This window comes from Microcoleus sp. MOSTC5 (genome assembly GCF_036701825.1).
GTDB classification, from domain to species: Bacteria; Cyanobacteriota; Cyanobacteriia; order Cyanobacteriales; family Microcoleaceae; genus Microcoleus; species Microcoleus asticus.
This window is the reverse complement of the sequence record NZ_JAUBRK010000084.1, coordinates 12,339-28,043: the sequence shown is the minus strand read 5'-3', so window position 1 is coordinate 28,043 and position 15,705 is coordinate 12,339. Positions and strand designations below refer to the sequence as shown.

Sequence of the window (15,705 nt, the reverse complement as noted above, 5' to 3'; positions counted from 1 at the left end):
CAGATTGCACTCACTTTTTTCACTTCTCTGCTGCAAAAGCGATCGTATCCCTCTTTAAAAACTGTCCGGAGTATTGTTAATTGCACACAACAGAATACCATAACGGCGGGTTGGGCTGCAAAAAAAATGGTGGTGTTAACGCTCTGTTGTTAAGTAAATTGCTACACCAAACTCATATCGATTAATAAATAATCCCATTCCCAGATCGTGCATCTCTTCTGTCTGGGAAAAGCAGATAGTCTTTCTCTACAACCTTTTGATTATTGTCCTCAAATTTAAGTGCTTTCTCTCAATTTTTTGTGTCTTTCGTTTACCGATTTCATGCTTGTATTGTGATAAGGAGCGCTCGTAGCTGCCAGAACCATCCGTGCAATACTTCTGAATTCCCAATGGTTCAAGCAGTTTCTTTAAATAGCAAAAAACTTCAGAAGCTGTTTCTCAAGAAAAGCTAAAAGCAACGTTATAGAGCTTCGATTGCAGGTGATGGCGGTTGTTTAAACATTGTTTGTCGGTCTTTAAGTCGCAGTCGTTTGAAGCAGCGGTAAGCGGAGTGTGTTTGTGCCTGACAATTGCCCGTGGCAATATAGCCGATCGCGGTTTGCGGTATTGTCCAGACCACTTGGTTTGGCTGTAGTCATACCCCCTGCTGTGCTTCAATTTCGTTGAGCAACATCTCGTCAGAGTAGGACGTTTCCCATTCGCCCTCAAGCTTGAGCCGCACGGACTTTGCGCCACCACTGGGCGTACAGACTACCCAGTAGGTATCCTCCTGCCCTTTAACCTGAGCCGCATCTTGGTTTTCTGCGTTTTGGGAAAGCCCAGAATAGGCTTGAATACATATCCAGGTAATGCCGTTGCTATCTGTAATCTCTCGTTCCATGACATCCTGTGAATTACTGTACTTCTGTAAGGTTGGGGACGATCGCCTGTTGATGTTGCTCGATCCAGTTCCATGCCCATTGAAAGGGTATACCTGCTCGTTGGGCCGCTTGTTCATCTTCGGGGCGATCGCCCACATATAGCGAATTTTGTGGGGTGTGTTTGTGTCTGACCATTGCTAGTTGCAACATACCCGATCGCGGTTTGCGATACTGTCCAGACCACTTAGTTTGGCTGTGGTTATAAACATTGTGACGAGTGACGCGGAAACACTTTTTACCCTCAAAGTCGGGGCAGAAGTAGATTTCTCTCAACTCTGGGAATAACTCAAGCGTATATTGCTGTTCCTTGATGCACTCTTGCATAGACTTATGACCTGCGGCAACTCCACCTTGGTTGGTGATGCCGGCAATTATCCAATCGTCTTTGTAAGCACCAATGGCAATGTCGGCACCTTCAATAATGCGTTGATCTTGGGGATGTTGGAAGTATTGTTGTCCGCTGAGTGGTTCACGGAGCGTACCATCCATATCTATTAGTAATAAGCTCATCGTTCCCTAGAAAATTACCTGTTTTATTAAACATCCTAAGCGACGATCGATTTCCTTTCCTCTAGCTAATGGAATGTACTGCTAGGGCGATCGACTTATCTTGAAACGAAAGGGGTTGCCGCACCGCCAGAGATACAAATCTCGCCCATCAAGGAATTTAGTCGCACCTCACTGCCAGCAGAGACAACCTCTTCCTTTTGCCCCTCCCTCATCAAACAAACGGGAGGTTTACCTCAAGTCCGATGCCCCTCGAAGCCCCAACAACGACAACCACCTGCTAATTTATTGGCTTCTGTTGCATCGAGCCTACTCCTTAAAATCCTCATTAAAAAAAATTCTTCCGCTTGAAGATGAAGTCACTCTAGGAAAGTTCGGTCGAGTTGAAATTTACGAGCTCAACTTCTAACTCCCAACACCTTAGAGCTAGCATATCTGCACCATCCTCAGAGTTGACAAAGACATCTATCTTGAGAAATAACTTTTAAGGATTTACTATAAAATAATTTAAGCAAATATTGTAACTGAAAACTTAAAGTTTGTTTACAATAAATGAAAATTTCCTATAAAAACTTTTTGCAAATTATTGAATTTCTACTATACTATAATAGAGAGTATTTTTATATAAGTTCTGTATAAAAAACCTGACTGTTTGGGACAGGTTCTGGTTATATTTCTGAAATACTTTATGGCGTTTACTAATTAACGCCGAGCAGGTAAGGGGTTGCCATTACAGGATTTAAATAAAGCATTTTTTAGGACATTTGTCTTTAGAAATGCACTCAGAGCAAAGGAGTAATGTAGTTCCGGTCGAGCGTTTAAATATTGCCTAGAGAATATGCTGCATCCACAAGAAGATAAGATTTTAGTAGAAACGAGTCCTCTGGCTTCTCTCGCCATTCAGGAAATCCCAGACCATAAGGCATTATCAGAGCCGGTACTTACTACAAACCCGCATCTTAAAATTCCCAAGCGAGATATTCGGAAAAGCCTCAAGGCATTAACTACCGAAGGTGCCTTTGCAACCGTATTTTACAGTATTATTGGCGGCGCGTTGCTTAGTAATTTCTTGCTGGATCTCGGTGCCAGTACAGTGGAAATTGGTCTGCTCGCGTCAATTCCTCAGCTAACCAATTTGCTGCAACCGCTGGGAGCCTATCTCGGAGACCGCATCAAGAGCCGCCACTGGTATTCCCTGTTGATTTTCGGCTCCTCGCGCCTGCCGTGGTTGCTGATTGTGCCAGGGATTTGGTTGGTGGGCTCATCTCGTATCCAGCCGCGCCAGTTGCTGCTGTTGACATTGGCAATTATCTGCCTGAGTAATTTCATGGAAGCTTTGGGCCGTGCTTCCTTTCTTAGCTGGATGGCTGTGTTAGTACCAGACCGATTGCGGGGGCGGTATTTTGGCTTTCGCAACAGTGTTGTGACCTTAACCAATCTCATCGGCGTGCCGCTGCTGGGTCTAGCGGTATCGAAGTGGCCCGGTGGTTCGCTCTCGGGCTTCGGTATCGTTTTGGTTGTGGGAGTTGTGTTTGCCATACTCAGTCTGGTCTTTCAGTTCTTGATAACTGATGTCAACCCGCAGCTAGTACACGCCGCCGACTCGGATGACCACAGGTCGCCCTGGGCGAAAGTTTTTAGCTTCTTCCAGGATGCCAATTTTTTGAGGTTTTTGTTTTACTCAGGCTTGTGGAGCTTTGCGGTTAACGTCAGCGCTCCCTTCTTTAACCTCTACTTACTGGGCGACCTCAAGCTAGATGTCAGCGTGGTAACGCTCTATAACAGCTTGGGAGCTGGTGCTAACTTGCTGATGCTGATGTTCTGGGGCAGACTGGCTGACCGGATTGGCAATCGCCCACTGATGATAACGGTGGGAATCTTGGTGGCTCTGACGCCTCTACTGTGGCTAGAATCTGGAACTTCTCCAATTTTCCTTTGGGCTTGGTTCCCCTTGTTGCACATACTCGGCGGTGCGACTTGGGCAGCGATCGACCTGTGCAGTGGCAATCTGATGATGTCGGTGACACCGCTACGCAATCAGTCGATTTATTTTGCTGTTGCTGCGGCGGTTCCTGGAATCACTGGGGCGATCGGAATTAGCGTTGGTGGCTTTGTCGCGACTCTGACTGATTTTGGTGGCTTGCCAACGGTGTTTGCTCTCTCAGCCGTCCTGCGGGTGTTGGCCCTGCTGCCCTTGGTGTTTGTTCACGAGCAGCGCTCTGTGCCTGTGAGTGAGCTAATGCGAGTCCTGATCCCAACACTCAAGCGTCAAGCAGCAGCTATTCAAGCAGGACGCACCACTTTGAAACCTTTACCATTAATAGAAGAACTTGAGGATGAAAGTCCACCAGCAAGCTCATCCAATTAGTCTTGAGATGGCGAATTGACGAACCCTCCCCCTGAACGGGGAGGGATTTTTATTCATAGTTCCTTGCAATGAACTACTGCGGGGACAAGAACCGCCTTGTGCCCTTTCCGAAAATTTAACTAGAATTTTAAGTATAATTGCTTATCAAATATTTTTTTATATATCTATCCTAGTGGGGATGTGGCAATAAACAAAATAGGGTGTGTTTTTCGGCTTGTCCTATGTTAATGTAGCGAATATTACAAATAACGCTCATGAATCCTCTACTGACAGGATTACTAAACTTGCAAGGAGTAATAGTTGAAGATTTTCAACACACCGAGAAAGATTTAGTATTAAAAGTCGAACCAGAGAATAGGGCATTATCAGAGACGGTATTTCCTCCCCAGCCGCCTCAAAAAATTTCCAAGCGAGAAATTCGGAAAAGCCTCAAGGCATTAACTACCGAAGGTGGCTTCGCTACAGTCTTTGCCAGTATCATTGGCGGCGCGTTGCTTAGTAATTTCTTGCTGGATCTAGGTGCCAGTACAGTGGAAATTGGTTTGCTCGCCTCAATTCCTCAGCTAACCAACTTGCTGCAACCGCTGGGAGCCTATCTGGGAGACCGCATTAACAGCCGCAATTGGTATTCACTGTTGATTTTTGGCTCCTCGCGGCTGCTGTGGTTGCTGGTTGTACCAGGGATTTGGTTGGTGGGCTCATCTCGCATGGCTGGACATCAGTTGGTGGTGTTAACACTGGCAATTATCTGGGTGACTAATATCATGGAAGCTTTGGGCCGTGCTTCCTTTTTTAGCTGGATGGCTGTGTTAGTACCAGACCGATTGCGGGGGCGGTATTTTGGCTTTCGCAACAGTGTTGTGACCTTAACAAATCTCATCGCTGTGCCGGTTCTGGGTCTAGCAGTATCGAAGTGGCCCGGTGGCTCGTCGCTCTATGGCTTCGGTGCGGTCTTGGTTCTGGGAATCGTGCTGGGGATAATCAGTCTGGGCTTTCACTTCTGGATGACTGATGTTAATCCAAAGCTTTTACAGGCCGTCGATTCGGATACAGACCGCGGCTCGCTTTGGGGGACTATTTTTAGCTTCTTCCAGGATGCCAATTTTTTGAGGTTTCTTGTTTACACAGGCTTCTGGAGCTTTGCGGTCAACATCAGCGCTCCCTTCTTTAACCTCTACTTGCTGGGGGATCTCAACCTAGATGTCAGCGTGGTAACGCTCTATAACAGCTTGGGAGCTGGTGCTAACTTGCTGATGCTGATGTTCTGGGGCAGACTGGCTGACCGGATTGGCAATCGCCCACTGATGATAACTGTGGGAATCTTGGTGGCTCTGACGCCTCTACTGTGGCTAGAAGCTGGAACGGCTCCAATTTTCCTTTGGGCTTGGTTCCCCTTGTTGCATATAGTGGGCGGTGCGACTTGGGCAGCGATCGACCTGTGCAGTGGCAATCTGATGATGTCGGTGACACCGCTACGCAATCAGTCGATTTATTTTGCTATTGCGGCGGCGGTTCCTGGAATCACTGGGGCGATCGGAATCACTGTTGGTGGGTATGTCGCGAGTATGACTGGTTTTGGTGGTTTGCCAACGGCGTTTGCTCTCTCAGCCGTCTTGCGACTGTTTGCTCTGCTGCCTTTGGTGTTTGTTCGCGAGCAGCGTTCTGTGCCTGTGGGTCAGCTAATACGCGCCCTATTCCCAGCCAGGCAACCAACAGAGCTGATTGAAGCAAAGGAATAGCAATAAATTTATGGCCTAGCCCTGGTCGCTTCCCTGAACGATGAGTTTCTAACGTTCGTCGCCAGTCAGTTGCGTCATACCCTCTACATCATTTGGATTACCGGATCGAGGCTCTAGCACTGCTATTCGATCGCCTAAATCCTTGACTAATCCGGGCTTTCTCCCTGCTGCATCTCATATTCTCGGATAAATTGGGCGATCGCATTTTTCCGATCTTCTGTTAAGTCGATCGTTTCATCAAGGCGACTCATTCGCTCAACGATCGCGGATGGTTCGACATAGGGTTCGAGCCAGTTAAAGTCAAGTTTGTAGCCGGTTTTTTGAGTTTCGTTCGACCCATCCTCACTAAAATCTTTTTGCAGCAACTTCTCCAAGAAATTAACTAGCCCTTCGTCATCGTCAATAGTCTTTTCAAGCCATTGCTGGACTTCCTCTTCTCCTGCCCAACTTTGCCAATAGTGTAAATTTTCAGATAGCTTTGGGGATTGCAGCAGGAAGTTTTGTTGTGCAGCATCTCGCAGCCGCTTCAAGGCTATTCCTTCAAGCTCTTTAAGGTGTTCTACACTCTGGAGCCATTCCTCTGCGGGGATAAATTCCTCTGCTCCATACTTACCTTGTTCCTGACCCAAGGCTGCTACTTCGCGCACAATTATGGATAAGGCGTTACCGTTTGACATTGCCTCTTTCAAGGTTTCAAACCGTGCTTGTTCGTCAATCCGACGCAACAATCGTGAGATCAGGCGTTCAATTCTCATGTCATTGCCAAAATCAAACATTCCCTGCGGTTCGTCTTCCGGAGGCAAAAGCTGGTCGCCGACATCAAACAAAGCTTTCACAATTGAAGGAATGCAATCGGTAGGAATTTCTTTTTCAGGGTAATCCTCAAGCCGTTCAAGAAATGCCCGAACTTGCGTCGTGCCATCAGAGCGTTTTTGATGAGCGAGTTCTACAAGATTTTCCCCAAATGCCTTAGCATCTTTTGCCAAGGCAAAAATTGCTTTAATCTCAGCATGAGAGAATTCATCTTGTGTTAAGACTAAACGGAAGTATTTTGGAAATATATCTAAGCTACAAATCCGTAATTGTTTGCTCCATATTGACTCATATTGTGCGCGGGAGTAGGTATTATGCCAAACGGCTTCTAACTTAGGAAAAAGCTGTAAGAGCAGCCGTTTAACTGGTTCTTTATCCTCGTCATCTTCAAACTTAGTCACCCAGGAATCGTGAAAATCTTTGATTTCGTCCAATGTCTGGATTAGAGAACCTTTCGCATCCGCATTTCCCGCAAAAAATTGAGGATTTTTGCGGATTATGTCATATATTTTTGGGCGAAAGGTTCGCAGAGACTCAATAGCAATGAAATCAACTGGGTTCACTTCACCTTTCACCGCTGGGTATGTCACGGTTAAGATGTTGGTCAGACGAGCAATGTCACGAGGATTGCTAATAAAATGATCTATCCCTTGTAAATAAACATTGCCCCAGCGATTTTGATTGAATAGTGGCTTTGGTGCGTCAGTCACTATGCCATTTAGTTTTTCAAAAAGTAGCGTGCGGAGTGAGGTTTTATCTGGGAGAGGTAACTCAAAAGAAGCTTGAACAATCTGATCGAGGTAGATTTGTCCGGGTAGAGGTTGTGTATCTGCGAGAGTATTGATGACCACTTCTCGATCGAAAACTAGCAAATAGACAACGTTAGTAAAATTCGGAATTGCTTTAATAAGATGAAATAATTGACTAATTTCCTCAGCGCTGAGCCTGTCAATATCGTCAATCGTTACTACGATTCGCGGATGCTGCTTTTCTAGTGTATCTTCGACTTCTTCTTTTAAGTCGGAAGTTTCCTTTTCTTTATCGTCAAATAATTTTACAATTGCCTTGCTAGCTTGAGCGTAAGGAATAGGAATTTCAGAAACTGCTTTAGCCAGATTGGTTATTCGACCTAGGATGCCTTTGGGGACAGCTTTAAATTGGCTCAAAATAGCCTGTAATTGACCAATAAAGCGCCTTGTGATGTCTTCGCCTCCAGAAAAAAACCAGGGGTTAAAAGGGACAATAATAGGTTGTTCGCTCTCTGGCTTTTGCTTGAGATAGCACGTTAAAAAGTTCAATAGTGTGGATTTGCCAAAACCTGAGGAACCGTAAACTGCAATAACGAACCCTTCAGGAAAGTTCATTTGGCAAATACTGTCTGCAAGATGTTTGGCGAAGGGTGCATATCCTAATCTGTCTTTTTTCGGCTCGATTAAAGCGTTATCTGCGGATGGATCACTAAAATCCTCCGGCAAGACCTCTGAATCGTTCTTTGTTTGAGCCATACAGCCTCTCTCCTTGTTAGCTAAGGTGCTCTTGCCGTTCAACGTTCGCTTTAATTAACACCCCACTGGCGTGCTGAGTTTGGGGTGTTGAATTACGTCCTAATCATGCGATTGCTTATTTTTATAGATGCTTATAAACTAGCATCAATGAAGCTCTGTTTTTGTCTACTGTTAGATGGATATTAACGTTAAGCTAGGTTGCTGAGTTCAATCAATGCTCAGCGTAACCCCCTACTGCTCAGGTTCCGCTCTCTTGTGACTGCTGTAGTGATTCTGCCCAAAGCTGAGTCAACTTTTGCAGCCCCTTCAGGTAAATCTGCCACAACTCGGCTTGATTTTGAGTAGCCTTGACCGCAGCAGGTGTTGCGGGAGTTGTTGCGGACTTGATGAAATCGAACCAGCTTCCCCACATATTTACGTCTGCTACATAAGATTGATATGAAAGGGACAAGATCGACATCTTGTACACTTAAAAATTACTTCTTGCTTCAGAGTAGGGAGTCGGCTCCTTCTACTGGGCAGGCGTCTATTCAGAACGACGCATCCTTACTTTTTATTGTGAGATCAAAGCTAAATTAAGAGCGCCGTTCAAGCCTCTATTACAACTAGAGCCACACTGCTAACAAACAAATACTCGCGTTTGAAGTGGCATTAGTTGAACGTGGCCGCAGTTTTAACAAGTTTTAGATGAGGGATAGCATCGATCTACCACTTCTACAGCAGTGCCGTAGATGGCAGATCGATAAGTTAGTTCCCTCGTCCATCCATAAAACCCTGAGTATAAAACAGATAAAGCTAATTTGTGATTAGCTACCCTCCCAGAAACGTTCAAATCTACCTAAATATTTGATGAGGCAGCATTTTCTACTCACATTTGTTGATGTACGGGCGTTACTGATTTCATCCTAAAATCACTTTTCGTGGTTGAAGGATTGTGTTGCCACCAAAGCTAAAGCCATCACACCAGCGATCGCCCCCCACTGGAGAGCGGGATTCTTAGCCAGCCAGTCCGTAACACTCGGTATGACCATATGGCTAAAGTCTCCATCAACTCTGGTATCGCTTGGGACAGGTTCGTAAAGGTTGTTCCGAGCCTCTGGAGACTTCGGCTCGTTGGTGTGTTGAGCCTGAAAGCCGACGAGCAGCAACAAAGCATCGACCAGTTCGGGTGAGAGCCGCTGTAGCGCATCTAGAGCTCTAGCCGCATCCCCAACCAAGAAGTCACGAGTTGGATGTTCAGCAACGTAGAGGATGGCGTCAGCTACCAACCTGGGGTCGTAGTAGGGCGGTATCCCTGCTGGCTTGACGCCTAGCTTGGTGAGGCCATTGTTCCAGAAGGGTGTATTGATGACCGCTGGTTTCACGCTCGTCACGCTCACAGGTATGTTCTCATGTTGCAACTCCAGGCGCATAGCTTCGATGAATCCCTCAATGCCGTGCTTGGCGGCGGAGTATGCACTTTGGTAAGGGAGACTTCGCACGCCCTCCATTGAAGAGATGTGGATCAGCGCCCCCCGTCCCTCACGCTTGAGATGGGGTAGCGCCGCCATTGCACCGTATACCTGCCCCATCAAGCTCACATCAATGACGCGCTTAAACTCTTCGGGTGTGGTGTTGTCGAATGTGGCAAAGATGCCGACGGCAGGGACGTGCACCCACGTATCGAGTCGCCCATAGACTTCGACGGTACGGTCTGCGATCGCTTTGACCTGCTCGAACACCGACACATCGGCAACTACAGCCGTTGCTTCACCACCGAAGCCCCGAATCTCATCCACCAGCGAGGCTAGTTTCGACTCACTGCGAGCCGAGACAACTAACTTTGCCCCTCGCTTGGCAAATTGAAGAGCACTCTCGCGTCCGATGCCGCTGGAAGCCCCAACGACGGCAACAACTTGCTGATTGATTGGCTTCAATTGCATTATTTTTCATCCTCTAAATCAGTTTTATTTATCAGCGATCCGATTCTTGGTGATTCTTTTAACCGGACATCCTGATAGTTTGGTTTAAACCGGGTTCATCGGGCGTTGGGTAAATTTTGTTGAAGAATTCTGAAGGGTAACAGGGTTAATCGGGCTATCAAGAGCACCAACCGCATCCTTTTGAAAGACTTCATTCCCAAAGGTTTCCGAGTAAAACGCCTTACGCCCCAGTGTTAGCAAGTCGTCGGTGACGGCAACCGCCCGATTTTCAGGCGATCGCTGTTTTTGTCTCTCATCCGTTTGGAGAAGGGGTGTTGCCCGATCTTTATTAATTGCATTAATCGCGTAGCCTACACTCAGCCGATCGAGAGAGTTATGCCGCCAAACAGGATAATAATTGGTCGCCATCTCGTCCAAGCTGGCGGCAACCCCGGGCTCGCTTATTAGGGATTGAGTTTGTGTCATGAATGAGTCTTTTCCTGTCAATAAGAATTAGATTTCTTGCCAATGTTTGGGATAGGCACTTGTGTTTCCTGTTTTCTGTTAAGAAGTTCCCACTTTTGCAATAAGTCTATTCAAATTGAAGGCTTACACTGCCAGCAGGGCTAACCCGAAGGCTCCCAGCACTGTAACGGCGATCGCACCCCACTTTGCCGTGGGATGGGTTTCCAGCCAGGTGGAATAGCTATTCGCCCGTGATTGCTTGCTAAAATCTCCCTCAACGCGATCGAAGCCTGCGATCGGCTCAAATAAATTATCTGGAGCATTTTCGGACTTCGGTTCGCTTGTTTCCTAGCTTAAAGCCCGCTCCGAATTGCAGCAGCAAGGTATCCATAAATTGGGGTGAGAGCCGCTGAATTAGATCCATCGCCCGCCCTGCCCCTCCAGCGATAATGTCACGGGTTGGGTGACAAGCCGCGTAGAGGATAGCGTCCACTACGATATCGGGCTGGTAAAACGGTGGCAGTCCTTGGGGTTTTACGCCTATCTTGGTGCGGGATTTGTTAAACAGAGGCGTATTGATTGAGGCTGGCATGACATTGGTTACATTGATGCTGGACAAACCCTCATGTATCAACTCAAGCCGCATGGCTTCCAAAAAGCCATCAATTCCATGCTTGGATGCCCCGTAGGCGCTGTGGTATGGGAACGAACGTCTGCCTTCCACTGAGGAGACATGGAGCAGCGATCCTCGTCCCTCGCGCTTGAGATGGGGCAGTGCCGCCATCGCCCCGTGTACCTGTCCCATGAGGTTCACATCGATGACGCGCTTAAACTCCTGTGGTGTTGTCTGCTCAAAAATCGCGTAGAGATTGATGGCTGCTAAATGCACCCAGGTATCAAGCCGCCCGTATTGCTGGATGGCTCTGTCTGCGATCGCTTTTACCTGTTCAAAATCTGCTACGTCTGCAGGCACAGCGATCGCCTCACCTCCTATCTGCTTTATTTCATCAACTAGAGAATCCAATCCTGGTTCGCTACGAGCCGAAACGACCAACTTCGCCCCCCGCGCCGCGAATTGAATAGCGGTTTCTCTTCCGATACCGCTGGAAGCTCCTACAACGGCGACAACTTGTTGGTCTATTGGTTTAAGTTGCATTGCTGGTACTCCTTACTAATACCATTTTTTTAAAGATGTGCTAGAGATAAAGAATGTAAAATCCAAGACCATCCTGTAAGAAAACCAATGACATGATTCGTTAAAGATGCTAAGATTTCCTGAACTTTTACGCGGAGTTCGTCAAGATTACTAAAGACGAACCAACCTAAAAATTCTTTGATGTATTCCCAAACTCTTTCTGTTGGATTCACTTCAGGACAATGAGGAGGCTGAAACAGTAAAATAATATTGTCGGGCAATTCCGATGTGCTTAAAAGATGACCGGGAGCATTATCGACTTGAATTATCTGCAATTCATTGGGATATTCAAGCGACAATTGCTCCAAATATGCTTGAAAACAAACTTTATCTAAATGCGAAAACTCCCAAAAAAAACTTCTCCCAGTAGATGGGATACTGCTCCGTAAAGCCAGAAACATTTAAATTTCCATTGATGTCTTCCTACGGGTTTTACACCCCGTAATGTCAGCTTTCGCCTTTGTATCGTATGTAGTCCTAATCGAGTTTCGTCACTGCACCATAAAACCCACTTTTTGTATTTCTTTACTTGCTCAGGAAGCTTGACCAGTAAAGCTTTTATTTTTCGTGCAGTGTATTTTTAAATTCATTGATTGCCGTTGATTTTTGTTCGCTACTCCGGGGTCTTGGGATTTTTAATTTACTTTTTAACTCCCCTTTGACCAAGGAGTATACAGCTTGATAACTACTAGGTATCTCTTTGATTAACCAGAGCCAGAGATGAACTTATTTATAACTATAAAACCCTTCGGTGTCTCTCAATTCTTGTTGTACTAAAGCCGCTACTTCTACGGAAAACTTTTTGGGTCTGCCAAAAATCTGTCGATTTTTTAACAAATTTTCTATGCCACCTTCTTTATATTGAAAGAGCCAGCGATGAATAGTAGTTTCACTTTTGCCCAAAATAGACGATACTTCTCGGACTGTTTCTACTTGTTTTGACTGAAATAAATAAAGCATTTGAATTTTATTATAGCAATCCTAAATCATTATCATGATTGTGATACAATTATATGCAATACTTGATTGTGACAATTAAAAATGGATAACTTACAAATGCAACAAAAAGATAGAGAAAAAGAAATAGCCCAATTAGAATCTTTCATTAAAAGCGATATCGATGCCAGAGAACTAAAACGAGCAATAGCTGTAAGGATGGCGCTCTCAGGTAAGATCTACAATGAAATCAGCAAAATTTTAGGTGTAAGTAATTTTTTTATTGGTTATTGGAAAAAACAATTTAAAACCAAAGGCATCGCCGGAATCAAACTAGGACATAAAGGGTCAAAAGGGTATTTAACAGCTCGACAAAATACTGAAGTAATCGAGTGGTTAAAGAATAAAGAATATTGGAATTTAGATGAGTTGGTTACTTATTTAGAGCGAGAATTTGGTGTGACATATAAATCAAAACAGAGTTACTATGAACTTTTCGACCGGGCGAAAATTAGTTGGAAAAAAACTCAAAAAATCAATCCTAAATTTGATAAATAACTGGTAAAAAAAAAGACGGAAGAAATTAACGATATTTTATTTAAAAACAAGTCAGGTATAGAATCTGGGGAAATAATAGTCTTGTTTTTAGATGAATGTCATCTACTTCATGGTGATTTAACTGGTTATGTTTGGGGTCAATCAAAAATCAGAATTGAAGTCCCAATTACCAATGAAAAAGATAGACAAACTTATTTTGGCGCCCTCAATTATCAAAGCAAAGAATTCCATATTCAAAGCCATCCATCTGGTGATGGAAAATCAACAGTTAAATTCATAAACTACTTACAAAATAAATATAAAAATCGCAAGATTATCTTGATTTGGGATGGAGCTAGCTATCATAAATATGGAGAATTTAGAGACTTTTTATTAGAACTAAATGGTGACAAAGAACCTGATAATTGGTCAATTACTTGTATTTTATTTGCTCCCAATGCTCCCCAACAGAATCCCGTTGAAGATATTTGGTTACAAGCTAAAAACTTTTTAAGAAAGTATTGGTATTTATGTAGGTCTTTTAAGATTGTCAAATTTTTATTTGAGTTTTTTACTAACGAACATAAATTTGATTTCCCCAAAATACGTCAATATACTTACACACAGAAAATCATTTAGGATTGCTCTAGATATAGAAAATCATTTAGGATTGCTATATATGCTAAAATTCTTTTTTGGTGTTTCCGAATCTCTAGCAATACCTCTACAGATTCGGTAATCGTTATATGAGGACGACCAGACATTTTAATATTCTCCTTGACTTTTGATACAAGTCTAGCATAACTTTCAAAAAATGGTATAACCCTTATTAGAAGCTACCTTGAATAGCAGTGAGGGCGCATCGTACCGAAGGTGATAGTTGCCAGCACATTTCATTCTAAACCAGCCTTTAGTATGTTGGAATTAAAACCAGCTCAACTTTGGGCGTTGCATAATAGAGGGATGATTTGCATTCACGCTTCTATCAAACAAAGTCTGTAAAAATGGCCACCGTCGCGGCAAACAAAACTACTTGTGCCGTGACTGTGGAAAGCAATTAGTTTAATTTTGTTCGCCAAAAAGATACCAAAATTCAATTAAGGAGCAATGCTTGACAATGTACGTCTATGGTCAGGGATTTCGGGTTCTTGAAAGAATAACTGGAGTTAATCATAATACAGTTATTAACTGGGTTAAACAAGTGGGCTTTTCTTTACCTGATCCTCCGGATTATGAAGAAATTCCCGAAGTACCACGGGTTAGATGAACTTCCAACTTTTGTCGCTTAAAAAAATAAGGTTTGGTTGTGGACGGCTTTCAACAAGCGAATCCCAGGTATTTTATCGTTCGTTTTATGAAAGAAAAGTGCCGAGACATTTAAGCATTTGTGGAAAATAGTTAGGGGATGAAAACATTTTTTATGTAACTGATGGTTACTGTGTTTATGACAAATTTATTAACGATTGCGACCGGATTATCTCGAAAACATATATGACACGAGTTGAGGGAGAGAATACTCGACGAGCGACATTCCGCAAGCCAGACTTGATCGACGAACTCTTTGCTATTCTAATTCTGAAGAAATGCTCAAACTATCAATTGGCTTGCTTTTGTGTTATCTAAAATATGGGACTGTTCCTATGGTAGCATAAATTATCTCTTAACTGTGCAACGCCCAACTTTGATATTGAGCCATATTTTGAAAGCTCTGATCGCGATACAAATTGAAGGCAAAATTGCCTGCGATCGCCAACATTGAACAACCCCAGCCGTGTGAATGCGAGCAGCATATTCGCCGGGGCTGAAATCACGGGCATATAAGGATTCAGGTCTGAAAGAGAGGAATGAGCGAGCGGCATAGTCAAGTCACAAAAATGGGCAGAAATAGCCTCACGGAAAAAAGCCATTCTAGTATCTTTGATGGGGCAAATCAATCTAAAAGACTGCCGAAAAAATTGTTTGATTTTATAGTAATTTCTCACTATTTTTTAAACGATGAGGAGAGAAGAAAAAAATCCTTCACATTTACAAGGATATATTTACAAACAGCCTGAATGATTCGGGTTACGCTTTGCTAATTTTTCAAGAAAAGAAGGTGCTGATATCATACAATGTTTGTCGAGTTGGTGATTGCCAACAGGAGCTAAGTGTAGTACAACATTTTGTCGATAAACTGGGCTTAAAATTAGTTAGGTATAAATATTTAAGTTCAACCTGTAGGATGAAATCACATCCTAATAACCCAAAGTTTGCTAGAGAAACTTTACCTCTCAAGGAATTTATCAGTCCACTTTTTCGCTAGCACTTTTAGTTACATTATGACTCCAATTATGCACTTGATGACTATGTGATTTTAGCAAAAAAATAAGTACAAAATAGTTAAAATATTGTGACATAGTTTTTGACTTTTTTTGCTGCTTTTTTATACGAATGCGAGCTGCGAGGCAGGGCTTGAAACCCCTGCCTGACGGTCGGACTGGATCAGTGACCGATCATCCAAGGTCGTCCCCCTCGGTGTTCGCGATTCCGCTGCGGTTTAGGTTCCTCAGAACGCTTAACTACCTGCGGTTCCCGATTTTCTTGACCTTTCAACCGCAGCTTTCCAGTTAGAATCATCGGCGGCGAAAAGAGGCGTTTAGCAACAGTTTCGCAACTCGGGCAAAGCACGGGTGTATCTGCTTCTGCAAGAGGGCGCCACTTATCAAAAATGCCGCAAGTTTCACACTTAAAATCGTAAAGAGGCATATCAATTTTTGATTGTAGATTTGGGACGCAAGGAGTAGGCTGCGGGCAGCACCCGCCCTACTAATTGAGGGCTT

The 15,705-nt window shown here is 44.1% G+C and carries 15 protein-coding genes and 2 pseudogenes; 5 read left to right on the top strand and 12 right to left on the bottom strand.

The features are described from left to right. Positions 1-246: 246 nt before the first annotated feature. From QUA54_RS34625 to QUA54_RS30520, 3 genes and pseudogenes are all read right to left on the bottom strand, one after another. Positions 247-411, bottom strand: a pseudogene (locus QUA54_RS34625) (IS1 family transposase); the annotation flags it as partial. A gap of 223 nt (positions 412-634) precedes the next feature. Next, entirely contained in the window at positions 635-880 is a 246-nt protein-coding gene (locus QUA54_RS30525; RefSeq protein WP_333187703.1) for a hypothetical protein, read from the bottom strand. Positions 881-893: 13 nt separating this feature from the next. Next, positions 894-1,430 (bottom strand): HAD hydrolase-like protein, encoded by a 537-nt coding sequence (locus tag QUA54_RS30520; RefSeq protein WP_333418352.1) that lies wholly within the window; start codon positions 1,428-1,430, stop codon positions 894-896. An 835-nt stretch (positions 1,431-2,265) separates the two neighbouring features. Here QUA54_RS30520 and QUA54_RS30515 point away from each other — a divergent pair. Both QUA54_RS30515 and QUA54_RS30510 read left to right on the top strand, forming a co-directional pair. Next, positions 2,266-3,795: an MFS transporter gene (locus tag QUA54_RS30515; protein WP_333418350.1), complete on the top strand. Its 1,530-nt coding sequence runs from the start codon at positions 2,266-2,268 to the stop codon at positions 3,793-3,795. A 254-nt stretch (positions 3,796-4,049) separates the two neighbouring features. After that, positions 4,050-5,534 (top strand): MFS transporter, encoded by a 1,485-nt coding sequence (locus QUA54_RS30510; RefSeq protein ID WP_333418348.1) that lies wholly within the window; start codon positions 4,050-4,052, stop codon positions 5,532-5,534. A gap of 146 nt (positions 5,535-5,680) precedes the next feature. On the opposite strand, the gene QUA54_RS30505 is transcribed toward QUA54_RS30510, so the two are convergent. The 8 genes from QUA54_RS30505 to QUA54_RS30470 form a co-directional block, all read right to left on the bottom strand. After that, complete coding sequence (locus QUA54_RS30505; protein WP_333418347.1) at positions 5,681-7,852, bottom strand: P-loop NTPase fold protein; 2,172 nt, start codon at positions 7,850-7,852, stop codon at positions 5,681-5,683. 238 nt (positions 7,853-8,090) lie between these two features. Then, the gene (locus QUA54_RS30500) at positions 8,091-8,312 is read right to left on the bottom strand and encodes a hypothetical protein (protein ID WP_333418345.1); all 222 of its coding nucleotides are present in this window, start codon (positions 8,310-8,312) and stop codon (positions 8,091-8,093) included. A 451-nt stretch (positions 8,313-8,763) separates the two neighbouring features. Further along, positions 8,764-9,774, bottom strand: coding sequence for an SDR family oxidoreductase (locus tag QUA54_RS30495; RefSeq protein ID WP_333418343.1), 1,011 nt, complete (start codon positions 9,772-9,774; stop codon positions 8,764-8,766). An 84-nt stretch (positions 9,775-9,858) separates the two neighbouring features. After that, complete coding sequence (locus QUA54_RS30490) at positions 9,859-10,239, bottom strand: hypothetical protein (RefSeq protein WP_333418341.1); 381 nt, start codon at positions 10,237-10,239, stop codon at positions 9,859-9,861. A 140-nt stretch (positions 10,240-10,379) separates the two neighbouring features. Continuing rightward, complete coding sequence (locus QUA54_RS30485; protein WP_333418339.1) at positions 10,380-10,541, bottom strand: hypothetical protein; 162 nt, start codon at positions 10,539-10,541, stop codon at positions 10,380-10,382. Next, the gene (locus QUA54_RS30480) at positions 10,529-11,374 is read right to left on the bottom strand and encodes an SDR family oxidoreductase (protein WP_333418337.1); all 846 of its coding nucleotides are present in this window, start codon (positions 11,372-11,374) and stop codon (positions 10,529-10,531) included. The genes QUA54_RS30485 and QUA54_RS30480 overlap by 13 nt, the downstream gene beginning before the upstream one ends. Before the next feature lie 29 nt (positions 11,375-11,403). Beyond that, positions 11,404-11,814: a transposase gene (locus QUA54_RS30475; RefSeq protein ID WP_333418335.1), complete on the bottom strand. Its 411-nt coding sequence runs from the start codon at positions 11,812-11,814 to the stop codon at positions 11,404-11,406. Positions 11,815-12,139: 325 nt separating this feature from the next. Next, entirely contained in the window at positions 12,140-12,373 is a 234-nt protein-coding gene (locus QUA54_RS30470; protein ID WP_333418333.1) for a helix-turn-helix domain-containing protein, read from the bottom strand. Between the two features lie 81 nt (positions 12,374-12,454). Between QUA54_RS30470 and QUA54_RS30465 the strand changes: the two genes are divergently transcribed. From QUA54_RS30465 to QUA54_RS30455, 3 genes and pseudogenes are all read left to right on the top strand, one after another. Beyond that, positions 12,455-12,907 carry a winged helix-turn-helix domain-containing protein gene (locus tag QUA54_RS30465; protein ID WP_333418331.1) on the top strand — a complete coding sequence of 151 codons (453 nt, stop codon included), beginning with the start codon at positions 12,455-12,457 and terminating at the stop codon, positions 12,905-12,907. An 81-nt stretch (positions 12,908-12,988) separates the two neighbouring features. Beyond that, positions 12,989-13,525, top strand: coding sequence for a transposase (locus QUA54_RS30460; RefSeq protein ID WP_333418328.1), 537 nt, complete (start codon positions 12,989-12,991; stop codon positions 13,523-13,525). A 346-nt stretch (positions 13,526-13,871) separates the two neighbouring features. Beyond that, positions 13,872-14,538, top strand: a pseudogene (locus QUA54_RS30455) (IS1 family transposase); the annotation flags it as partial. A gap of 829 nt (positions 14,539-15,367) precedes the next feature. On the opposite strand, the gene QUA54_RS30450 reads toward QUA54_RS30455, so the two are convergent. After that, entirely contained in the window at positions 15,368-15,631 is a 264-nt protein-coding gene (locus QUA54_RS30450; protein WP_333418327.1) for a zinc ribbon domain-containing protein, read from the bottom strand. Between the last annotated feature and the right edge of the window lie 74 nt (positions 15,632-15,705).